This window comes from Mesorhizobium sp. M6A.T.Cr.TU.014.01.1.1 (genome assembly GCF_004022765.1).
Classification (GTDB): Bacteria; Pseudomonadota; Alphaproteobacteria; order Rhizobiales; family Rhizobiaceae; genus Mesorhizobium; species Mesorhizobium mediterraneum.
Map to the genome: position 1 here is coordinate 113,467 of NZ_RZPG01000020.1, position 22,151 is coordinate 135,617.

The window sequence follows — 22,151 nt, forward strand, 5'->3', positions numbered from 1 at the left end:
AGCGCAAGAACCGAATACCTAACCGACAGCCTCATGTAATCACCCGGAGCTTCCAATGACCCCCACCATTACAGCCTTTGAACGGTCGCCCGACCGCGGCAGGGGACAGGCACGTGACATGCGTGTTCGTTGGGCGCTCGAAGAAGTGGATCAACCTTACGACGTTCGTCTTGTTTCGTTCAGCGAGATGAAGAAACCCGCGCATCGTGCGCTTCATCCTTTCGGGCAGATTCCGACCTATGAAGAAGGCGATCTCGCCTTGTTCGAGTCGGGGGCGATCGTGTTCCACATCGCGGAGCGCCATGGTGGCCTGTTGCCAGACGATGCGAATGCCCGGGCGCGCGCGATCACATGGATGTTTGCCGCGGTTAGCACGCTGGAGCCGCCGATCCTTGAACGGGAAACAGCCGTGCTGCTGGAGCGCGACGAGACCTGGCACGAAAAGCGTCTGCCTAGGGTTGAGGATCGCATCCGTAAGCGGCTAGCCGATCTTTCCGCTCACCTGGGCGATGCCGACTGGCTCGATGGTGCGTTCAGCGCCGGCGACCTCATGATGGTGGGGGTCCTGCGCAGGTTGAACGGATCGGGGATACTGGACGAATATCCGAACCTCTCCGCCTATTTAGCCCGCGGCGAAGCGCGGCCGGCCTTCAAGCGTGCTTTCGACGCTCAATTGGCGGTTTTCACTGCCGCATCGACCAGCTGACGAGGCCGCTCTGGTCATTTGAGCCTATCGGCGCGGATGTGCAGCTTTAGGCGGTAGATGTGTGTGAGAATGGTCGGAACCGGCATTCCAGTTAGCGTACCAAGCGTTAGATTTTCACCACTGGCGAACGCTTCAACCAGCTCCAGCGCGGATTAGAAGGTGACGCGACCGAGCACGCGCAGGCCGTCGCCTTGCGGCTCGACGATCACGGCTTCGCCTTCGCGCGGCGAGATGCCGGTGAGGGCCATTATGTTTTCCAGATGGGTGACCATGACCACATTGTCGGAGCCGGAATAATTGCGAATCTCGGTCATGACCGCCTCGAGCTGGGCGGCTTTCTCGCTCGGGTCGGTCTTCAGCAGGTCAAGTGGTGCGAACGGTTCGGGCTCCGCTCTGAAAGCGATGCGGGCGGTGTCGAGGCTGCGGCAATAGCGGCTGGACAGCATGCGCTCTATGGGCGCGGCGCGGGCGGCGAACAGCGCGCCGATCTTTCGTGCCTGCTGCTTGCCACGCACCGAGAGGTTGACCTGGGTCGCGCATTTCTCGATGTCGAAACTCGCCGGATCGGTAGTGCCGGTGACCATGGCATGGCGAAGCAGCACCACATGTCCGCCGTCGCGCAACAGCGCCCAGCCGGCTTCAGTCGCATGGACCGCGGCGGGAACGACGAGCAGCAATAGAGCCAGCACAAATCGAAGCATCAGACGTCCTTTTCCGGTCACCGCAGGTGGGTTCCGGTGACCTGATATAGGGACGGCAAAGCCGGCTGAAAGACAAGGCACGACCAATCCCGGCTGTTTGCGAGGACAGAACGCTTCGGAAGGTGGGGGCGATTGCACTGCGATCGCGGCTCGCCTATCAGGAGAAAAATGTCTCCACTCATCGAAACCGTCCTTTTTGTCTTCGGTCTTGTCGCGCTCGGCTATCTCGCCGGGCTCACCGGCTATTTGAAGGCCGAGGCGGGCGAGGCCATCGCCGAATTCGCTGTCGGGGTGGCGATGCCGCTGCTTCTGTTCCGCACCATGGTGAATGCCGATTTCCATGGCGCCGCGCCCTGGTCGTTCTGGGGAGCCTATTTCACAGCGGCGGCAGTCACGTGGGCTGCAGGCCATCTGGTCACCACGCGGGTGTTCGGGCGCGATGCGCGCGCCGGGGTCGTCGGCGGCGTGTCGTCGGCTTTTTCCAATCTCGTCCTGCTCGGCATCCCGTTCGTCCTCGGCACATTCGGGCCAAGTGGATTCGAAGTGCTGTCGCTGCTGATTTCCGTGCATCTGCCGACGATGATCATGGCATCGATCATCCTGTTTGAAATCTTTGGCCGCGGTGACGAGCATGTGCATCCGCTGCGCATCATCCGGCGCTTCTTTCGAAAGATGCTCTCCAATCCGTTGATCATCGGCATCCTGGCCGGGTGGGTGTGGCGTATCGCCGATTTGCCGCTGCCGGCGTTGGCCGTCCGGCTGGTCGACGCGTTGGCCAACATCGCCGGACCGGTCGCGCTGTTTGCAATGGGGCTTGGCCTGTGCCGTTTCGGCATCTCCGGCAACGTGCGGCCGGCGCTGGCGCTATCGGCGCTGAAGCTGCTGCTGATGCCGGCCGTCGCGCTCGGCCTGGTCTGGCTACTTGGGCTGCCGCCGCTGTCGGCGAAGGTGGCGGTGGTGGCGGCCGCGCTGCCATCCGGGGTCAATTCCTACCTGATTGCGACGCAATTCAACACCGGCCAGGCATTGGCATCGAACCAGATGACCATCGCCACCGCCTGCGCCGTCGTCACCACGGCGTTCTGGCTGACAGTGGTCGTCCACGTGTTTGGATAGCAACGTGTTTGGATAGCAATTTGGGCGCAAATCGGCCTCGCCTTGCGCTGGCCCAAACCCTATATGCCATCTTGCGATTGATTGCGGGGCTTGCCCTAGGTAAAGAGCAGTGGCTCCAGGTGTGCCGGCATCGATGCCATTGCGCACGCCCACAAAAGAAATCCAGATACCGGCCCGTCAGCGCGCCGAACGGAGGCTAGACCATGCTTCAGAAAACCAGCCATTTCATGCGCCAGGCCAATCTCATCAACGGCGAGTGGGTGCAGGCCGACAGCGGCCAGACGGTCGATGTCAACAACCCGGCCACCGGCCTCAAGATCGGCACCGTGCCGAAGTCGGGCAAGGTCGAGACGCGCCGCGCCATCGAAGCTGCCGACGCCGCCTTCAAGACATGGCGCAAGACCACCGCGCTCGAGCGTTCGAAGTTGCTGCGCAAGCTGCATGACGCGATGATGGACAATCAGGATGTGCTGGCCGAGCTCTTGACCATCGAGCAGGGCAAGTCGCTGTTCGAATCGAAGGGCGAGATCGGTTCGGCCGCGTCCTACATCCTGTGGTTCGCCGAAGAAGGCCGCCGCACTTATGGCGATGTCGTGCCGTCGCCCTGGGCGGACCGCCGCATCCTGGTGACCAAGGAGCCGGTCGGCGTCATCGCCGCCATCACGCCGTGGAATTTCCCGTCCTCGATGCTGGCCCGCAAGCTCGGCCCGGCGCTTGCAGCCGGCTGCACCGCGGTCGTCAAGCCGGCGTCACAGACGCCTTATTCCGGCCTTGCCTGGGGTGCTCTCGCCGAGGAAGTCGGCTTCCCCAAAGGCGTCATCAACATCCTGACCGGCGCCGCCGGCGAGATCGGCGACGAGATCTGCGCCAACCCATTGGTCAAGAAGATCACCTTCACCGGCTCGACCGAGGTTGGCAAGATCCTGATCCAGAAATCGTCCGTCACCGTCAAGAAGGTGTCGATGGAGCTCGGCGGCAACGCACCGTTCATCGTCTTCGACGACGCCGACATCGAGCGTGCCGTCGCCGGCGCGATCACCGCCAAATACCGCAATTCCGGCCAGACCTGCGTCTGCACCAACCGCTTCCTGGTTCAGGCTGGCGTCTATGACAAGTTCGTCGAAAAGCTCGCCGCCGCCAGCAACGGGCTGAAGGTCGGTTCCGGCCTCGAGGACGGCGTGCAGCAGGGGCCGCTGATCGACGAGAAAGCGGTCGAAAAAGTCGAGGAACTGATCGCCGATGCCACCGCCAAGGGCGGCAAGGTCGTCGCCGGCGGCAAGCGCCATGCGCTGGGCGGTTCGTTCTTCCAGCCGACGGTGATCGCCGATGCGACGCCGAAGATGCGCTTCATGAAGGAAGAGATCTTTGGCCCGGTAGCACCGGTGTTCAAGTTCGAAACCGAAGAGGAAGCCGTGGCACTCGCCAACGACACCGAATTCGGCCTCGCCTGCTATTTCTACACGGGCGATCTCGGCCGCGCCTTCCGGGTCATGGAAGGGCTAAAATACGGCATGGTCGGGGTCAATGAAGGCCTCATCACCACGCCTGAGGCGCCGTTCGGCGGCGTCAAGGAATCGGGCCTCGGCAAGGAAGGCGGACATCAGGGCATCGAGGATTATCTCGACACCAAATATGTCTGCATCGGCGGCCTCGGCCTCTGATTGGGCAGGGTCTGTTGACCATCAATGGACCCAAGCCGGCCCGAGAGGTCAGGCGGGGATCGATCAACCAACCGGCGTTTCGGGCATGGCGATGAAGGACGGCGAGGTCTTTGGCACGACGCAGACGGGCGAGGCCGTCCGCCGCTTCACCATCCGCGGCGGCGGTCTAACCGCCAACATCATCGGGCTGGGCGCCATCATCCAGGATCTGCGCCTGGCCGGGCACGATGCGCCGCTGGTGCTCGGCTATGACAGTTTCGAGCCTTACGAGACGGACACGGCTTTCTTCGGTGCCATCGTCGGACGCTATGCCAACCGCATCCGCGATGGCCGCTTCACCATCGCCGGACAGCGCTACCAGACCGAGCGCAACTTCCTCGACAAGCACACGCTGCATGGCGGCTCGCAAGGTTTTTCCCACCGGCCATGGGAGGTTTCGCTGCATGGCAGGGATTTTGTCACCCTGACCCTGCATGATCCCGACGGCACGATGGGCTTTCCCGGCGCGCTCGACGTGACCTGCACCTACCGGCTGAAAATCCCCGGCACGCTCAGCGTCGAGATGACCGCCACCTGCGAGGAGCCGACGCTGTGCAACCTCACCCAGCATTCCTATTTCAACCTGGATGACGGCGGCGCCGGCGACATTCTCGACCACCGGCTGATGCTGAACGCCGGCGCCTATCTTCCGGTCGATGGCGACCTGATCCCGACCGGCGTCGTCAAGCCGGTCGACGACACGCCGTTCGATTTCCGCCAGGCGCGGCCGCTGCGCATGGAGAGCGAGGGCAAGCAGCTTGCCTACGACCAGAATTTCTGCCTTGCCGCGACGCGCGGGCCGCTCAGGCAGGCGTCATGGGCGCAGGGCGCGAATTCCGGCGTCGAGATGGAGCTCTGGACCACGGAGCCGGGCGTCCAGCTCTATACCGGCCAGTATCTGGCGCCACCTTCGCCGGGACTCGAAGGACGTCATTACAAGGCTTTTTCGGGCTTCTGCCTGGAGCCGCAGGTCTGGCCGGACTCGCCGAATCGGCCGTATTTCCCACAGGCCACGCTATGGCCGGGCCAGATCTACCATCATGTGACGGAATACCGGTTCAGGCTGCCTTACGCATGAGCTGGAAGCCGGTGCCGGATTTTACGGTGCTACCTTCGGTTCGGAAAGCGATCATACGAGCAGACGCTCCCAAGCGGACCTGAAGCCAATCAACGGTGTAGTAGCTGCTTCGTCAAATGGCTTGGCCGCCGGACACTTCGATCCGCTGGGCATTCACCCAGCGATTATCCTCGGATAACAAGCTGGCGATCATCGGCCCGATATCGTCCGGCATACCGACGCGGCCGAGCGCAGTCATTTCCGCGAACACCTTGTTGAGATCAGGCATGTCGCGGACAGCGCCGCCAAGGAAATCGGTTTCGATCGCGCCCGGCGCCACCGTGTTGACCGCGATGCCGCGGGCGCCCAACTCCTTCGCCATATAAACGCTAAGCACCTCGACCGCGCCCTTTACCGCGGAATAGGCGGCGAAGCCCGGGTACGACATCCTGGTGAGGCCCGAGGAGAGGTTCACGATACGGCCGCCGTCCGCGATCAGCGGCAGCAGCTTTTGGGTGAGGAAGAACACCCCCTTGAAGTGGACATTGACCAGCCGGTCGAACTGCGCCTCCGTCGTCTCTGCGATCATTGCCATGTCGCCATGGCCGGCATTGTTCACCAGATGATCGAACGTCTCGCGCTGCCAGGTCTCGCGCAATGCCGCCTGCAGGCGCTCAGTGAAAGAAGCGAAGGTGGCAACGTCACCGGTGTCGAGTTGCAGGGCGACTGCCCTGCGACCCGTTGCCTGAATCTCCGCGACAACGGCCCGAGCGTCTTCACTCCGGCTATGGTAGGTGAGGACAACGTCACCGCCGCGGCGTGCGATGCTGAGTGCGGTGTTGCGCCCGAGCCCGCGGCTGGCGCCAGTAATGAGCGTGATCTTGGTCATGGCCTGCTCCTTTGTTTGCACCACTGCTGTGGCCACGCCGATATCGGCCCAATGGGCAGGCTTTTGTTGCCGGATGCTCGACCGTTTTTGCCTAATCCTCCAAAATGCTTTGCGTGTCGGGCAGCAAAGGAATAGTTTTGGTCCATGACCGCACTCCTCAATGCCGTCCGCCGCCATGCAGACACCAATGCCGGCCCAGACGGCGTTGCGCATACCCCGATACCGGGTCTCAACACGGTGCGGGCGACGGCGCCTAGCGGTCTGGTCTACGACATCTCCCGACCGCTCGCCTGTCTGGTGGTCCAGGGGAGCAAGCACGTCACGATGGGTACTCAGGGCTTCGCCTTCTCCGCCGGAGATTCGCTGCTGATCACGGCGGACGTGCCGACGGTGAGCCAGATCACCCGCGCCAGCGCCGCTGCTCCCTACTACTCGCTTGTTCTGGAACTCGATCCGGCGGTCATCGCGGAGCTGAGTGAGCAAATAGACGCCCAGCATGTGGCCGACCACGCGCCCGTGCGGGTTGACCCGACTGACGCCGAGGTTGCCGACGCGGCCCTGCGTTTGATGCGGCTGCTCGATCGCCCGGCATCGGTCCCGGTGCTACAGGCCCAGCTTGTGCGCGAGATGCACTATTGGCTGCTGGCCGGGCGGCACGGGTCGGCGATCCGTCGTCTGGGGTGGCCAGACGGCCAAATGCGGCGAGTGGCGCGCGCGGTCGCAGTGCTTCGGGCAGAGTTCGCGCGGTCTTTGCCAGTCGAGCGCCTGGCGGCTGTGGCCGGAATGAGTATGTCGTCATTCCACCAGCACTTTCGCGCAGTAACCTCGCTCTCTCCCTTGCAATTCCAGAAACAGTTGCGCCTGATTGAGGCGAGGCGGCTGATGCTGTCGGAGGGAAAGACTGCGAGCAGCGCAGCGTTCGCGGTCGGCTATGAAAGCGTGTCGCAGTTCACCCGGGAATATGGTCGTCTGTTCGGCCGGACGCCTGTTCGGGATACGAAAGAAGCGAGAGGCAGAAACTTGGCCGCCGCTTGAGGTGCCTTCGGCAGCTTCGCTCGCTACGCGCCGAGCTTGCCGAAGCGAGCGCTGCGCCTGCTCGTCCGCGCCGACAGTTGGCGCGCTGATCTTACCTCATCGACATCAAGTTCGTGGTCTGAGCGGCCTTAACGACGTCGAGCACAGGTTCATGGGCCTCCGGATGACCGATGTCCTTCAGCTGATCGGGCGTCAAATCCGCTAGGGCCCTGCGTCTTGCGACGTTCTCTCGCCACGTCCTGAAGGCAACGATGATTATTGCTACGCTTTTCAGCCTTGACCCAAACAAGCGGCGGCTGGGTGCGCCGCGGCCGGAGCGAGTTTTCGTGTGAGCCATTTTTAGTCTCCCATTTTGAGTTTGCGGGTTGGGAGCGTGCCACGTGGTTTCGGGCTGTTCGGCTGTGCGTGAACAAAAGGGAAAAAGTTCCTTCGCGCTCCGCGGCTCTCGTGTCGAGAACGTCGTTGTCTCGGAGAATCTCGCTACGGAATGATTTCAGCGGAACGGAATTTGGTTACGTCTGTAACAGCGGGAGCGCCGTTGTCGATCGCCGGCGCCGCCCCGGAAAGCGGCCGTGCTGGGCCGTCGCGATATCTTGAAGCGTGGGCGCAGGAGCACCCGCTTCTGCGCAGGCCGCGGCTGGGATCAGCGGCTCCATTGGAATAGCGCCACACTTGTTACTCCCGCTGTCCGCTCTCCGGTGCCAAACTACCTCATGCCTAACCATGAGCGAAGAGCAGCGAATGAAACCGCGCTTCGGCCAACGAGGCGCGGGGTTTCGCCCAAATCAGGAGGTATCAAAGTATGACTGCATCAGCCGGAAACGGACGGAAGAGCGGACAGCCTGCCATGCACACACCACCGGTCGTGTCGCCGCAGGCGTGGGAGGCGGCCCGCGAGAAGCTGCTCGTGAAGGAAAAGGCCCAGACCCGCGCCCGTGACGCACTGGCCGCCGAGCGCCGGCGGATGCCGTGGATGGCGGTGGAGAAGACGTATGCGTTCGAGGGGCCTGACGGAAAGGTGAGCCTGCTCGACCTGTTCAACGGTCGGCGTCAGCTGATCGTCTACCGCGCCTTCTTCGAGCCGGGAGTGTTCGGCTGGCCCGACCATGCCTGCCGCGGCTGCTCCCTGGTGGCCGACCAGGTCGCCCATGTCGCCCACCTGAACGCCCGTGACACCACCCTCGTCTTCGTCTCGCGTGCGCCGCAGGCGGACATCGCGCGGCTGAAGGCGCGGATGGACTGGGAGATACCGTGGTTCACCATCACCGACAGCTTCGACGCCGATTTCGGCGTGGACGAGTGGCATGGTCACAACGTGTTCATCCGCGACGGCGACCGCGTGTTCCGCACCTACTTCATCAACAACCGCGGCGACGAACAGATGGGGGGCACCTGGAACTACCTCGACATCACGCCGCTGGGCCGGCAGGAGGTCTGGGAGGACTCGCCCGAAGGCTATCCTCAGACCCCGGCCTACAACTGGTGGAACTGGCACGACAGCTACGGCTCCGACGCAGCGGCCGACAAGAAATGGGTCGAGGTATCGGACGCCGGAGAGGCGGCGTTCCGGGAGGCCAGCACGAAGGCGTGAGCCAGGCCTGTTCGGTGAATCGGGCGGACGGCGACGGCCGGTCTGAGGGCCACCGATCCGCCGCCCGCTCCTGAGTGAGTTCGATTGTGAGTTAAATAGTGCCCGGTCTTCAGCGCGCTTCTGCGGCGGCGACGGCTTGCAGCTACTCAGATCGCTCTGCCGCTATTCATGCGGACTTCACGACCAGAAAAGGGCGTTTGTGGGTGGCCGGTCTCGCTCGAAAGCTCGCGGCGGGAGCAGGGCGGCCGACATGAAAGCCTTGGATTTCATCTATGTCGAATTCGCGTATGAAGGCCATCTGCTTGTCGGTTTCCACCCCTTCGACCAGGATTTTATGGCCGCGATTTCGGACCAGGGCAATAATGTCTTGCAGCATTGCCTTGCCTCTGGGGGAGCCGCAATCATGAAGAAACGAGCGGTCAATCTTCACGGTATCGAAATCGATTAGACGAAGCCATGAGAGGCCCGCGAAGCCGGTCCCGAAGTCATCAAGCCATATCCTGATCCCTAGCAGCTTTAGGTCGCTGATGCAGCGAAGAATGTCGGAGTGCATCTCCATCTCGAGCCCTTCGGTGATTTCGAGGGCCAGCCTGCTGCCGGCTACGCCGGTCTCGCTCAAAATGGCCGCAACAGAGGTTGCGAAGCCGGGCGTCTTGAGCTGAATTGGAGAGACGTTGACGCTGACGACACGGACGTGATCGTCCGCCAGAAGCTCAGTGCACACTGTCCTAATTGCCCAGCGCCCGAGCGCCAGGACAGCGCCAGTTCGTTCCGCGACGGGAATGAAGAGGCTCGGCGGAACCGACGTGCCATCCAGCATTTTGAGGCGCATCAGAGCCTCGACGGCTTCAACTCGGCCCGACGCGACATTTTGGATAGGCTGATAGACGAGTGAAACGAGATCCTGGCCGATCGCGATCTTCAGCAAAGCCGCAATATTCTCGCTCTCATCGCTGCTTTGGGGATCGTTTGGATCGAACAGCCACGTACAATTTCGACCGCCTGCTTTTGCCAGATAGAGCGCGCGGTCGGCCTCGTGGATGATTTTTTCCAGCTTGGCGCCGGTCTGGACTCTGGTGAAGGCAGCGCCAACGCTCACCGTTACAACCGAGGTACCGTCTCTCCGGTGCTCGTGGGGAAGCGCGAGGTCCTCCACCGTGCTTCGAATGGCTTCCACAATATCTGCGACCTGTTCTCTTTTCTCCATGCGCGCCAGGACAATGAATTCTTCCCCGCCGTAGCGGCCGATTGAGCCATTGTGCTGCTTAATCATATCGGCAAGGGCATTGGCGACAAGAATCAGGCAGCGGTCACCTTCTTGATGCCCGTAAAAGTCATTGAACCTTTTGAAGAAGTCCACGTCGATGAGGATCGCCACAAAACTGCTGCCAGACCTCTGCCAGTCGCTCCAGTAGTCCCGCAGCTTCTCGTCAATCGCCCGCCGATTCTCCAGACCTGTAAGCGGATCGGTTCTCGACAGGCTCAACAGCGCCTGTCCGCGCTCGGTGGCTTCCTTGTGCTGGATTTTGGCTTCGAGGGCATTCAGGAAGACGTTGTAGCGCTCCTCGTTCAGCTTCCAGTTTACGTAAGATGTAAATGTGAAGCATGAGATATAGAAGGTTCCAAATACCATTTTGTAAGTTAATGTGGACGGCACAAAATAATTTACGATATACAAAATTACCAATATTATAGCAGAAGTTACAATAGACACGTTGAATTTAAATGTGAAAAATAGATTAGCGCTCATCATGAAGATGGTGCCGAAAACCATATAATAAGAGACGCTTTCCTTGTCCGCACCCATAACCGCTGGGCACAACCAGCCAACATAGCCAAAGATGATGGCTCCGGCGCAAGTCACGTCAATCCATTCCGTTCCGACTCCCTGGCGAAGTTGTGCTTCCAAGATCAGGAGCGCAGTCACTCCGACCACGAAGCGTGCCGTGATCGTATAGATTGCCACATCCGGAATCAGCAGCAGATCGGTTGCTGAAAACAGCAGATAGATGGCAACGGCGATCCATAGCCCTGGCCTAGCGTCCGTTCGTCGCGTCGCTTGGGATTCCTTTCGGTAGAGGTTGCGGAGTTCGTCGGACCGCGGCTCGTAGCGCGGTTCGAACGGTTCCGCATCGGCTATATCGGCCAATGCGGATGACGCGGAGTCGCTCGTCACCACAAACCCCATTTGAACCGGGCTTTGTATTCCGAACTCATTTTTAGCTTCTGCCCCCACGCCGGCCGACTCCTCAGGCGACAGCGATTGCGGCGCCTCGCAAGCAATATGCAGCCGCGCAAATAGGTTTTCGTTAACTCGTATCGGGAATCCGACCGGCAAGGCGTCCAAAGACCTAGGATGGTTGGCGGGAAATTAACGACACCGCTAAAATGCCGGTGATGCGCCTTGGCAAAGATAAAATTTTACGCAATATCTAGATAATATCTAACTAATTGTAATTATGGAGTCTGCGGTGGCAACCATCCTTGATGGCAAAAGTCTGATTACTGCCGAGATGATCGCCGCCAGTCTCCCTCGAAGAAAGCTCGAGCCTCATAGCGAAGCGTTCGAAACCGCCCGCGTAGAGCTTGCGCTCATTCTCCACGCGACACACCAGCAAGTCGAGCAACGAAAGGATCCCGCGGAGATCATTCGTCGGCTGATGTCGTACCTCGACGCAACCCGTTCCAAGGTTCATCCGGACGTTTGGCAAGCATTGATACCGGTTGTGCAGAACCACCCGATCTTGGAGTACTTTCTCGAGGATCCGCTCACGCGGTGGTCCCATGACAAGCCCAGAGGTTATTCTGGCGACGCGCAGTTGCTCGACTACATCTATTGTGATCCGCACGTGGCCGAGAGCGTGGCAAGCGCCTCGGAGATCGGCAAGGCGCTCTATAGCCACACCAAGGATGTACCGTCGTGCATCGCAGCACGGGAGCGACGCGATCTTTTAACCCGGTATGTCGATGAGATTGCGGCCAAGAATGGACCGCAAGCCGAGGTCCTGGCGATTGCGGCCGGCCATTTACGGGAGGCCAATCGCTCGGCCGCCTTACAAGAGGGCCGTCTCAAGCGCTGGGTTGCGCTCGATCAGGATCCTCAGAGCGTTGGGTTGATCAACCGCGACTTCCAGGGCACCGCGGTCGAGGCCATCGACGGCTCGGTACGAACCGTGCTCACGAGGGGCCACAAGCTTGGCAAGTTCGACTTCATCTACGCCTCTGGCCTCTACGATTACCTTGCGCACAACGTCGCCGTGAAGCTCACAAAGACTTGCCTGCAGATGTTGAAGCCGAACGGGACATTCCTGTTCGCGAACTACGCAGAGGGCAACCCCGACGCCGGCTACCGGGAGACGTTCATGAACTGGGTGCTGCTGTTGCGGTCGGAGGCCGATATGTGGGACATCATCAATGCCAGCGTCGACCGCAACACCGTCGAGGCGCAGGTGTTCTTTGGCGAGAACCGCAACGTCCTATATGGCGTCATCGAAAAGCGCGGATAGCGACCGCCTTGGGCTGCAAGGTTGTCGCCCATTGGCGGCAGCCGGTCCGATTGCGTTTTGATGCTAATTTTCGAACGCCGCCCTTAACGTCTCGAATGGCGCCAGCGCGCCGCGCACCTGGACGACAGCCGCGGCGACGCGATGCGCGCGCAGCACGGCTTCGGTCGGGGCATGGCCGGCCAGCCGGGCGGCGAGATAGGCGCCGTTGAAGGAATCGCCGGCGCCGGTCGTATCGACAGGGGCGGCGACATGCACGGCCGCAACGGATTGCCGCGTTCCGCTTGCGGCGATCAGCGCCGGCTCCTCGCCATTCTTGACGACGACTTCGCCGACCAGCTTTCCCAACCGTTCGGCGGTTGCTTGCGGCGCGGCGTCGCCGAACAGCATCTGCTCGTCGGGAAAGGTCGGCAGCGCGATGTCGGTGACTGCGAGTGCGTCGAGGATCGCTGCCTGCGCTTCCTCGCGCCGGTGCCACAACCGCGGCCGGTAGTTGGGATCGAAGGCGACAAGCGAGCCGGCGGCGCGCGCCTTGGCCACCGCCGCCAGCAGGGTCTTGCGCGCGCCGTCGTTCAGAATTGCCAAAGTGATTCCGGAGAAGTAAACAAGCGCCTGATTTTCAAGGCTTTTCGCTAAGGCAACCGCGTCGGAGGCAAGCTGCCGTGCGGCCGCATCACCGCGCCAATAGGTGAAGGAGCGTTCGGCGCCGGTCAGCGTGATCGCATAGAGGCCGGGCCGGGCGCCTGCGATGATCGGGCTGGCGCCGATGCCGATGCCGTTTTGCGCGAAGAAACCGATCTGATCGCGCGAGAACGGGTCGTCGCCGAAGGCCGACACATAGGTTGCCGGCCGGTCGCCGCTCAGCGCACGCAGCGCCCACAGTGTGTTGAACGTGTCGCCGGCAAAGCCCATGCGCCAGTTCGGCCCGGCCTGGCCTGAAAGTTCGAGCATGCATTCACCGATCGAGGCGACGCCGTTTCCTGTCATGTATCTCTCTCCGCGTGATTCCGGTGCTGTAGCTTTTTGCGGCCGGCAGCGCCATGCTTGGCGTCAGCGGATTTTGCGCCAGATGTGTTTTCTCAACTGAGCGGCGGGACGCAATCTGCCCAGCGAGACGTTATCTCCGGAAGAGGAAACGGTTTGGCATCGTTATGGCGTTATGTTTTGGCAGGTCTTGGTCTGGCCGCCTTGCTGGCTGGCATTCTTGCCGCCGTCTATCTGACGGCGCCGCAAGCGCCTCGGCTTGCCAGCTCCGAGATTGCGCGCTCGAAAAAGACAGCGCACGGGCTGTTTGTGGCCAGTTTCGAGCCGGAGCGGGGCGTTATCCGGCAAGGCGAGCTGCAATCGTGGCTGCTGACCCTCAAGACAGGTGCGGGAACCCCGGTGGAGGGCGCCGCGATCACCATTTCCGGGGGCATGCCGCAGCACAGGCACGGTCTGCCGACGAGCCCGCAGGCGACCGATTATCTAGGCGACGGGTGCTATCGCATCGACGGGGTGAAATTCACGATGAGCGGATTGTGGCAATTGCATTTCGCCATTTCCGCGGCGGCCGGATCCGACACGGTCGTCTTCAATGTGCTGCTGTGAGCGCTGGAGCAAGATGAGCCGCTTTTCGCGTCTTCTCGCGCTGCTGGCGATGGCCGTGCTTGCCGGCTGCGGCAAGCCGGAGTTTTCCGATACCGAAAAGAAGACCATTGCCTCGCTGGCACTGTCAGCGCTGCCGCCGCTGAAAACCGACACCACCAACCGCTTCGCCGATGTGCCGGCCGCCGCAGCCCTTGGTTCGACGCTGTTTTTCGACGTCGGGATGAGCGGCGACGGCAAGATTTCCTGCTCGACCTGTCACAAGATCGACCGGCAGTTCCAGGACGACCTGCCGCAAGCGGTCGGCGTCGGCCGCACCAACCGGCGCACCATGCCGCTGACCGGCGTCGCGCATGATCCATGGTTCTTCTGGGACGGGCGGCGCGACAGTCTTTGGGCGCAGGTGCTGGCGCCGCTGGAGAATCCGCTGGAGCAGGCGGGCAATCGCGCCGCCTACGCGCACTATATCAAGGCACGATTCGGCGAGCGCTATGAGCGCATCTTCGGGCCGCTGCCCGACCTTTCGAAGGTGCCGACCAACGCCAGCCCGCTCGGCAGCGATGCCGAGAAGGCTGCGTGGAACTCCATGCCCACTGCGCAGGCCGAGGACGTCAATCGCGTCTTCGCCAATATCGGTAAGGCGATCGCGGCGTTCGAGCGATCGATCGCGCCGCCGCAGACGCGCTTCGACCGGTTCGCCGCTGTCTTGGCTACCGGTATACAGCCGCAAGGCGCCGATGCGTTTTCGCCTGAGGAAATCCTCGGGCTGAAACTGTTCATCGGCAAGGCCAATTGCGTGACGTGCCACACCGGTCCGCGCTTCACCGACGGCAGTTTTCACAACACCGGCGTGCCGCCGGTTGCGAATTTGCCGCCGGATCGCGGCCGCATAGATGCGGTGGCGCAGGTCGAGGCCGATCCTTTCAACTGTTTCGGCGCGTTTCGCGATGGCGACGCCAGCGCCTGCGGCGAGCTGCGCTTCATGGTCAAGGCCGGACCGGAACTGGTCCGCGCCTACAAGACGCCGTCGCTGCGCGGCGCCGCCACCCGCCCGCCCTATATGCATGCCGGGCAGTTCTCCTCGCTCGACGAAGTGGTGGCGCATTATTCCAAGGCGCCGGCCAGTGTCGAGGGTGTATCCGAAGTCCACCCGCTGCAGCTTTCGGACCGCGAGCGCGCGGCGCTGGTGGCATTCCTGAAGACGCTGGCCGAGTGAACGGCTCAGAAAGGCTACTCGGTAGCGATCCTTCGCGCCCCCTCTGTCCTGCCGGACATCTCCCCCACGAGGGGGGAGATTGGCTGTCACCGCCGCTTTCGGGGGGCGCTGTCCCGCCGACGTTACCGCAACAGCGCGCCTACCGATCCTTCACCGTCTCCATTGCCACGAAGGTCGAGGTCTGGGCGACGTGGGGCAGGGCCGAGATGCGCTCGCCGAGCACGCGACGATAGGCGGCGATGTCGGTAGTGCGGACCTTCAGCAGATAGTCGAAGCTCGACGCCATCATATGGCATTGCTCGATCTCCGGCACCGCCTGCACGGCGCGGTTGAAGGCGTCGAGCGCGGCTGAGCGGGTGTCCGACAGTTTCACCTGGACGAAAGCGACATGGCCTTCGCCCATGCGCTCGCGGTCGATGATCGCCTGGTAGCCCCTGATAAAGCCGTCCTTTTCCAGCCGCTTGACCCGCGCCTGCACCGGCGTCTTCGACAGCCCGACTTTTGCCGCGAGTTCCGACATGGAAAGCCGGCCATTGCTGCCTAGCGCCGACAGGATGTTCCTGTCGATGCGGTCCAATTGGTCTTCTGTCATTGAAATTCTGGTCAAATTGGCGAGGATCTGCCCGTTATGATAGATCAATTGGCCTGCACTGTCGATTTCTTTGGACCGATCGAAATCGGGCTTTGTGCTAGCTTTGCGCCATTCGGTCCGGTGACCGCCGGACTGCTCCCTGATGCTCGCTCTACAGGACCGTCATGCCAGCGCTCGATGCCATCCGCCAGCAGATCCGTGCCAATTACTTGCCTGACGAAGACGAGGCCGTGAAGCGACTGGCCGAGGCGACGGGGCTTTCGACGAACGATCGAAAGGCGATCTCGGCCCGCGCCGCCGATCTGGTGCGGGCGGTGCGCGGCTCGTCAGATCCGCGGCTGATGGAGGTCTTTCTGTCCGCCTACGGCCTTTCCACCAAGGAGGGCGTCGCGCTGATGTGCCTGGCCGAAGCGCTGCTGCGGGTGCCCGACACCGAGACGATGGACGACCTCATCGCCGACAAGATCGCGCCGCATGACTGGTCGGCGCATTCAGGCGGCTCAAGCTCGATCTTCATCAATGCGTCGACCTGGGCGCTGATGCTGACCGGCCGGGTGCTCGACGAAGGCGAGGGCGGCATCGAAGGCACGCTGCGCGCTATGGTGCGCCGGCTGGGCGAGCCGGTCATCCGCAAGGCAGTCGCCGCCGCCATGCGCGAGATGGGCGAGCAGTTCGTGCTCGGCCGCACGATTGCCGAGGCCGTCAAGCGCGGCCGGCCGATGACCCAGAAAGGCTATCTCTATTCCTTCGATATGCTGGGCGAGGCGGCTCGCACCGAGGCCGATGCCTTGCGTTATCTCAAGGCCTATGCCGACGCCATCTCCTCGCTCGATGCCGGCGCCAACGGCCCTGACATCCGCCAGAACCATGGCATCTCGGTCAAACTTTCGGCGCTGCACCCGCGCTATGAGATAACGCAGGAGGAAAAGATGCTGCCTGTGATGGCCGCGCGGCTTTTGTCGCTGGCGCTGGCGGCGCGTCATTCGCGCATGGGCCTCAACGTCGACGCCGAGGAGGCCGATCGCCTCGACCTGTCGCTCGACGTCATCGAACGGGTGCTGGCCGAGCCGGAGCTTGCCGGCTGGAACGGTTTTGGCGTCGTCGTCCAGGCCTATGGTCCGCGCGCAGCCTTCACCATCGACTGGCTCTATGCGCTGGCGAAGAAATACGATCGCACCATCATGGTGCGGCTGGTCAAGGGCGCCTATTGGGATACCGAGATCAAGCGAGCGCAGACGCTCGGGCTCGACGGCTATCCGGTCTTCACCCGCAAGGCCAACACCGATGTGTCCTACTTGGCCTGCGCGAAGAAGCTTTTGTCGATGACCGACCGCATCTATCCGCAATTCGCCACTCACAACGCCCACACCGTCGCCGCCATCCTGTCGATGGCCGGGGATCGTGACTCCTTCGAGTTCCAGCGCCTGCACGGCATGGGCGAAGCGCTGCACGAGACGGTGCGGCGGGCTGAAGGCACGCGATGCCGCATCTATGCGCCGGTCGGCGCGCATTCCGACCTGCTTGCCTACCTGGTCCGCCGGCTGCTGGAGAACGGCGCCAACTCCTCCTTCGTCCACCAGCTCACCGACGAGGAGGTCGAGCCGGAGGATATTGCCCGCGACCCGCTCGAAACCGTCGAGAAACAGGGTCCCGCCGCCAATCCGGCGATCGCGCGACCATCGGCGATCTTTGGTGCCAGCCGACGCAATTCGAAGGGATTCGACATCACTGATCCGGTGACCCTGGCCGCGATCGACCAGGCGAAGACCGAGTTTTCCGGCCCGGACCGCTGGCACGCCAAGCCGATCACGCGGGCCGCCGGCTACGGCAAGCAGCGTCCGGTGGTCAATCCGGCAAAACCCGACGAGGTGGTCGGCACGGTCAGCGAGGCCAGCGCCAAGCAGGTCGCGACCGCCGTGCGCATCGCCGTGGAGGCGCAGCCGGCATGGGCAAGACGTGCCGTTCCCGAGCGCGCCGCCATCCTCAACCGCGCCGCCGATCTCTACGAAGCCAATGCCGTCGAGTTCTTCGCGCTCGCTATCCGCGAAGCGGGCAAATCGCTGGCCGACGGCGTCGCCGAAGTGCGCGAAGCGGTCGATTTCCTGCGCTATTACGCGGCCGAGGCTGCGAACGCCGAACCCGGCACGGAAGCGCGCGGGGTGATCGCCTGCATCTCGCCGTGGAATTTTCCGCTCGCCATCTTCACCGGCCAGATCGCGGCAGCACTCGTCACCGGCAATTCGGTGATCGCCAAGCCGGCCGAGCAGACGCCGCTGATTGCGTTCCGCGCCGTCGAATTGCTGCGCGAGGCCGGCGTCCCGGAAGACGTCATCCAGCTTCTGCCCGGCGATGGTCCGTCGGTCGGTGGCCCGCTGACATCAGATCCGCGCATTGCCGGCGTCTGCTTCACCGGCTCGACCGAGGTCGCCAAGCTGATCGAAAAGCAGTTGGCCGAGACCGCCGCGCCCGACGCGATGCTGATCGCCGAGACCGGCGGGTTGAACGCGATGATCGTCGATTCCACCGCACTTCCCGAACAAGCGGTGCGCGACATCCTTGCCTCGGCCTTCCAGAGTGCCGGCCAGCGCTGCTCGGCGCTGCGCGTGCTCTATGTGCAGAAGGACGTCGAGAAGAAGATGCTGGAGATGCTGAAGGGAGCGATGGAAGCGCTCAGTCTCGGCGATCCCTGGCAGATTTCAACCGATGTCGGCCCGGTCATCGACGATGAGGCACAAAAATCGATCCGCGACTATTGCACCAAAATGGGTCTGCAGGGCCGGCTGATCGCCAAGCTCGAAGCGCCGAAGAACGGCCGCTTCGTGGCGCCGCATGTCTTTCGGGTCAAGGGCATCGAGGATATGGAGCGTGAGGTGTTCGGGCCGGTGCTGCATGTCGCGAGCTTTGACGCCGACGACATCGATGCGGTGATCGCCGCGATCAACCGCAAGGGTTATGGCCTGACCTTCGGCCTGCATACCCGCATCGAAGGCCGTGCCCAGCATTTCGTCGACGGCATCCATGCCGGCAACATCTACGTCAACCGCAACCAGATCGGCGCCGTGGTCGGCTCGCAGCCGTTCGGCGGTGAAGGGCTTTCCGGCACCGGACCGAAGGCCGGTGGGCCGCATTATCTCAGGCGGTTCCGCAAGGGGCCGCAGGCGGGCGCGCCTATTCTTGACGGCCGCAAAGTGACGGCGACCGAACTTGCCGACAATCTGCCAGACCCGGCGCTTGGCGGCTGGTCGATGCGGGCGGACCGGGTGGCGGTGCTGAGGAAGCATCTGCGCGGCAAGGGCGCTGCCGCCATCGGTGCCGCCGCGGGCATCGATTTCGGCCAGGTCGACCTGCCCGGACCGACGGGCGAGGCCAACACGCTGTCGCTGTCGCCGCGCGGCCGTGTGCTCTGCCTGGGACCGGACGCCGACACGCTGCTTGCCCAGGCGATCCAGGCGCTCGCCGCCGGCAACGCGGTGCTGGCCGTCGCGCCCGGTGCGCCGGCGGCACTTTCGTCGCTGACCGGCAAGGGCCTGCCGCTGGCGGCCATCGACGGCCGGCCGGATCCGGTCGAGGCTCGCTCATTGCGTGTCGACGTCGTCGCCTTTTCCGGCACGCCCGAGGCCGCGCGTATCGTGCGCAAGGTGATCGCCGACCGCGCCGGCCCGATCGTGCCGCTGGTCAGCGAAGTGCTCAACCCGGCGGCCTATGCGCATGAACGCGCCGTCTGCGTCGACACCACGGCTGCGGGCGGCAATGCCAGCCTGCTGGCCGCGGCGTAAGATTCCCCCAAGGCCCGCTTGCCGCGAAAGTGCCTCGTGTTGACAAGAAGCCACGTCGACTAACAAGTGGGCAACTCGACAGGGGCGAGGCCGAACAGATGCAGCCACCACGGTTTGAGCTTCCGCGTGTCGGCGTGGTCATCACATGTCACAATTATCGCGACTATATCGAGGATGCGATCCGCTCGGTCCTGGCGCAGACCTATCAGAAATGGCACTGCGTCATCGTCGACGACGCTTCGACCGACGGCTCGGCCGATCACATCCGCCGGCTACTCGAAGCGATCGATGACCCGCGCTTCAGCCTGTTGGCGCGTTCGCAAAATGGCGGCCAGCTTGAATCTTTCCGCGATGGTTTTGCCGCAAGCGATGTGCCGTTCGTGGCGTTCCTCGATGCCGACGATATCTGGTTGCCGAATTTTCTCGTGGCGCACCTCGCGGCCCATTTGAATGCGACGCGCCCGGCGTCGCTGTCCAGTTCCGATGTCTTTCTGGTCGACCGCGACCGCAGCTTGCTGGCTGGCACCTACATTGAATTGCGAAAGCCGCGTTCCAGCCTAGACGGGCCCGGCATCGCCATCCCGCCCGGCAAACAGCTCGGCGCGATGACGCCGGAGATCGCCTATGCTTCGGACCATCCGGTCACGTATTTCAAACCCAGCGCCTATGGCTGGATGTGGGCGCCGACATCGTCGATGGTCTTTCGGCGCGCCGCGCTGGAACCGGTTCTGGCGTTCCCGTTCAAGGCCAAGATAGGAACCGACTATCTCGCGGCGACATGTTCGCATCTGGCGGCCGGCAGCCTGCTCCTGTCGGAATGTCTTGGCCTCTACCGCCTGCACGGGGCCAACGCATCCACCAACATCGCCTATGCCGGCGGCCATGTGCAGCAATCGCCGGCATACCGAGCGCATGAGATGGTCATGGCGAATGATATCGTCGACTATGTCGTGGCCAATGCAGAGCAGCTCGCCGCCGCCAATGGCCGGGGTTTTGTGCCCGGATTCCTGTCGCAGCACGCCAAGCGGTTTGGCAGCCTCGGCGACGATCCGCGTGTGATGCCATTTCTTGGTCGCCGAAGCCGTTTGCGACGGCTGCGCAAGCGCTTCGCCAAGCGCCTGGTTTGGGCGCTGCGACGATTGTTCGGCAAGGCCTGAGAACCGGCAGGCCCGGAAGCTTCACACTTCTTCGGGCGCGCAGCCGAACCTCAGCAGATTGCCATGCGGGTCCCAGACATAGAATTCCTTCATGTTCCACGGGCGAACGGTGAAAGGGCTGAGTTTCTCGACGCCGCGCGCCGAAAATTCGGCATGCAGCGCCGGCACCTCGCCGCCTCTGATGTAGCAGGACGACACTTCCGGCAGCTTGCGGTCGTCGCTCTTCCAGAAGTGAATCTCCATCTCGTTGCGGCGCATGATGAGATAGTCGTCCATCTCCGGCCCGACGATGCCGAAACCGAGCTGGTCGCGGTAGAAATCGCGCGTCGCCTTGATGTCGGGCGAGGGCAGCACGGGAATGCTGCGCGCCGGGTCGGCTGCGGGCAAGGCCATGTCACGCGCCCTCGACGACCGAAAAGCCTTCGAACTGCGGATGGCCGAGATAGTGCACCTTGGTGGTGCCGGTATTGCGGTGCGCCGCGCGGAAATTCTCGGATTTGGTCCAGGCGACGAAATCCTCATGGCTCGCCCATACGGTGTGCGAGGCGAACAGCGTGTAACCTTCGGCCTCGTTGACCGGACCGCGCAGCAGATGAAATTCCTTGAAACCTTTCATCTCCGATAGGCTCGAATCACGGTTCTTCCAGACGTCCTCGAAGGCGTCCTCAGAGCCGTTCTGGACTTTGAAGCGGTTCATGGCGATGTACATTGGTGGTTCCTTTCGGGATTGCGGATTATGATGCTTGGCGGATTGCCTAAACGCTGAGGCGCAGGCTGTTAGAAGGGGCCGATCCGCGCTTTAAACACCCAGCTTGACTTGCCGGTTTCGGTTGGAATGGGAGGGAATGGCGCTTGCTTGCGCACCAGTGTCAAAGCGAATTGATCAAGCTCCTGAGAACCTGAGCTTTCGGCAAGCTGTATGTCGCTGATGCTGCCGTCGGCCATGACAACGAATACGACCCTGGCATTGTTGCGAGCGCTCGCTTGTATCGATTTCGAAACACGACGGTTGGCGCGGGCAAGCTTCTTCTGAACTTCACCGCTGTAGCGGGACTCTATCGCATTGCCTGCCGATGCCTGCTTCTTGCCCGTGCTGGAAGTCACCGCGTCGCGTTCCTCGCCATCCGCCGCGCCGCGGGCCTCGTTCGTTTCGCCCGCTCCGCCAAGTCCTGCTGTCGCGCTTGGCCTTGGGGTCGGGATCGGCGGCTGTCCGATATCGGTAGGAGGCGCGTCAGTGCTTTCGGCAGGAGCAGCCGGCTCCGCCGGCGCTTCAATCTTCGGAGCCTCGCCCGGTTCGTCTAGGCGCGGGGTGTCGGCCATCAGTATGTCTGGGGCGGCGGTGGGCTGTTTGGCGACCTGCGGCAAGGGCGCGGGGGGCTGCGCGGCCATTTCCCTGGCGGGCCGGTCGGCAGGCTGCTCGGGCTTGACCTCAGGTTTGGCCGGCTGCGGGTCGGGCACCAAGGTGACGTTCATCGCGCCCGGGACCTGACCATCCAAGGCGCTGCCGACCACGTTGGCGCCGGTT

The 22,151-nt window shown here is 62.7% G+C and carries 20 protein-coding genes; 11 read left to right on the top strand and 9 right to left on the bottom strand.

Annotated elements, in window-relative coordinates:
- Positions 1-55: 55 nt before the first annotated feature.
- Positions 56-706: a glutathione S-transferase family protein gene (locus EN885_RS22220; protein WP_095486659.1), complete on the top strand. Its 651-nt coding sequence runs from the start codon at positions 56-58 to the stop codon at positions 704-706.
- Positions 707-858: 152 nt separating this feature from the next.
- On the opposite strand, the gene EN885_RS22225 is transcribed toward EN885_RS22220, so the two are convergent.
- Positions 859-1,407, bottom strand: coding sequence for a histidine phosphatase family protein (locus EN885_RS22225; RefSeq protein WP_128242632.1), 549 nt, complete (start codon positions 1,405-1,407; stop codon positions 859-861).
- Between the two features lie 168 nt (positions 1,408-1,575).
- On the opposite strand from EN885_RS22225, the gene EN885_RS22230 reads away from it, so the two are divergent.
- The 3 genes from EN885_RS22230 (at position 1,576) to EN885_RS22240 (ending at position 5,301) form a co-directional block, all read left to right on the top strand.
- A complete protein-coding gene (locus tag EN885_RS22230; protein WP_127294448.1) occupies positions 1,576-2,523 on the top strand; it encodes an AEC family transporter in 948 nt (315 codons plus the stop codon).
- Positions 2,524-2,726: 203 nt separating this feature from the next.
- Positions 2,727-4,184, top strand: a complete 1,458-nt coding sequence (locus EN885_RS22235; RefSeq protein WP_127204668.1) for an NAD-dependent succinate-semialdehyde dehydrogenase — start codon at positions 2,727-2,729, stop codon at positions 4,182-4,184.
- Between the two features lie 85 nt (positions 4,185-4,269).
- A complete protein-coding gene (locus EN885_RS22240; protein ID WP_128242631.1) occupies positions 4,270-5,301 on the top strand; it encodes an aldose epimerase family protein in 1,032 nt (343 codons plus the stop codon).
- A 112-nt stretch (positions 5,302-5,413) separates the two neighbouring features.
- Here EN885_RS22240 and EN885_RS22245 read toward each other — a convergent pair whose 3' ends face one another.
- The gene (locus EN885_RS22245) at positions 5,414-6,169 is read right to left on the bottom strand and encodes an SDR family oxidoreductase (RefSeq protein WP_128242630.1); all 756 of its coding nucleotides are present in this window, start codon (positions 6,167-6,169) and stop codon (positions 5,414-5,416) included.
- A 144-nt stretch (positions 6,170-6,313) separates the two neighbouring features.
- On the opposite strand from EN885_RS22245, the gene EN885_RS22250 reads away from it, so the two are divergent.
- Entirely contained in the window at positions 6,314-7,204 is an 891-nt protein-coding gene (locus EN885_RS22250) for an AraC family transcriptional regulator (protein WP_127294216.1), read from the top strand.
- A 91-nt stretch (positions 7,205-7,295) separates the two neighbouring features.
- Here EN885_RS22250 and EN885_RS34720 read toward each other — a convergent pair whose 3' ends face one another.
- Positions 7,296-7,541 carry a DUF1127 domain-containing protein gene (locus EN885_RS34720; protein ID WP_095486654.1) on the bottom strand — a complete coding sequence of 82 codons (246 nt, stop codon included), beginning with the start codon at positions 7,539-7,541 and terminating at the stop codon, positions 7,296-7,298.
- A gap of 465 nt (positions 7,542-8,006) precedes the next feature.
- Here EN885_RS34720 and EN885_RS22260 point away from each other — a divergent pair, with 465 nt between their 5' ends.
- Positions 8,007-8,795, top strand: a complete 789-nt coding sequence (locus EN885_RS22260; RefSeq protein WP_126106165.1) for a thioredoxin family protein — start codon at positions 8,007-8,009, stop codon at positions 8,793-8,795.
- 166 nt (positions 8,796-8,961) lie between these two features.
- Here the strand turns inward: EN885_RS22260 and EN885_RS22265 are convergent, their stop codons facing one another.
- On the bottom strand, positions 8,962-10,983 hold the full coding sequence (locus EN885_RS22265) for an EAL domain-containing protein (RefSeq protein WP_128242687.1): 2,022 nt from the start codon (positions 10,981-10,983) through the stop codon (positions 8,962-8,964).
- Between the two features lie 271 nt (positions 10,984-11,254).
- Between EN885_RS22265 and EN885_RS22270 the strand changes: the two genes are divergently transcribed.
- Positions 11,255-12,301 (top strand): class I SAM-dependent methyltransferase, encoded by a 1,047-nt coding sequence (locus EN885_RS22270; protein ID WP_185928325.1) that lies wholly within the window; start codon positions 11,255-11,257, stop codon positions 12,299-12,301.
- Between the two features lie 63 nt (positions 12,302-12,364).
- Here the strand turns inward: EN885_RS22270 and EN885_RS22275 are convergent, their stop codons facing one another.
- Entirely contained in the window at positions 12,365-13,285 is a 921-nt protein-coding gene (locus EN885_RS22275; RefSeq protein WP_128242629.1) for a sugar kinase, read from the bottom strand.
- Positions 13,286-13,438: 153 nt separating this feature from the next.
- Here EN885_RS22275 and EN885_RS22280 point away from each other — a divergent pair, with 153 nt between their 5' ends.
- Both EN885_RS22280 and EN885_RS22285 read left to right on the top strand, forming a co-directional pair.
- A complete protein-coding gene (locus EN885_RS22280; RefSeq protein WP_128242686.1) occupies positions 13,439-13,888 on the top strand; it encodes a FixH family protein in 450 nt (149 codons plus the stop codon).
- Positions 13,889-13,901: 13 nt separating this feature from the next.
- Positions 13,902-15,101 carry a cytochrome c peroxidase gene (locus EN885_RS22285; protein WP_128242628.1) on the top strand — a complete coding sequence of 400 codons (1,200 nt, stop codon included), beginning with the start codon at positions 13,902-13,904 and terminating at the stop codon, positions 15,099-15,101.
- A 139-nt stretch (positions 15,102-15,240) separates the two neighbouring features.
- On the opposite strand, the gene EN885_RS22290 is transcribed toward EN885_RS22285, so the two are convergent.
- Positions 15,241-15,693, bottom strand: a complete 453-nt coding sequence (locus tag EN885_RS22290) for an Lrp/AsnC ligand binding domain-containing protein (protein WP_023676441.1) — start codon at positions 15,691-15,693, stop codon at positions 15,241-15,243.
- Positions 15,694-15,857: 164 nt separating this feature from the next.
- On the opposite strand from EN885_RS22290, the gene putA reads away from it, so the two are divergent.
- Together putA and EN885_RS22300 are read left to right on the top strand one after the other, a co-directional pair.
- On the top strand, positions 15,858-19,469 hold the full coding sequence (gene putA, locus EN885_RS22295; protein WP_128242627.1) for a bifunctional proline dehydrogenase/L-glutamate gamma-semialdehyde dehydrogenase PutA: 3,612 nt from the start codon (positions 15,858-15,860) through the stop codon (positions 19,467-19,469).
- 98 nt (positions 19,470-19,567) lie between these two features.
- A complete protein-coding gene (locus EN885_RS22300; RefSeq protein WP_128242626.1) occupies positions 19,568-20,626 on the top strand; it encodes a glycosyltransferase in 1,059 nt (352 codons plus the stop codon).
- 21 nt (positions 20,627-20,647) lie between these two features.
- On the opposite strand, the gene EN885_RS22305 is transcribed toward EN885_RS22300, so the two are convergent.
- The 3 genes from EN885_RS22305 to EN885_RS22315 all read right to left on the bottom strand — a co-directional run.
- Complete coding sequence (locus EN885_RS22305) at positions 20,648-21,019, bottom strand: VOC family protein (RefSeq protein WP_126106171.1); 372 nt, start codon at positions 21,017-21,019, stop codon at positions 20,648-20,650.
- 1 nt (position 21,020) lies between these two features.
- The gene (locus tag EN885_RS22310) at positions 21,021-21,335 is read right to left on the bottom strand and encodes an antibiotic biosynthesis monooxygenase (protein ID WP_126106172.1); all 315 of its coding nucleotides are present in this window, start codon (positions 21,333-21,335) and stop codon (positions 21,021-21,023) included.
- Positions 21,336-21,403: 68 nt separating this feature from the next.
- Positions 21,404-22,151: energy transducer TonB (locus EN885_RS22315; protein WP_128335218.1), on the bottom strand; the 748-nt coding region annotated here is incomplete at its 5' end.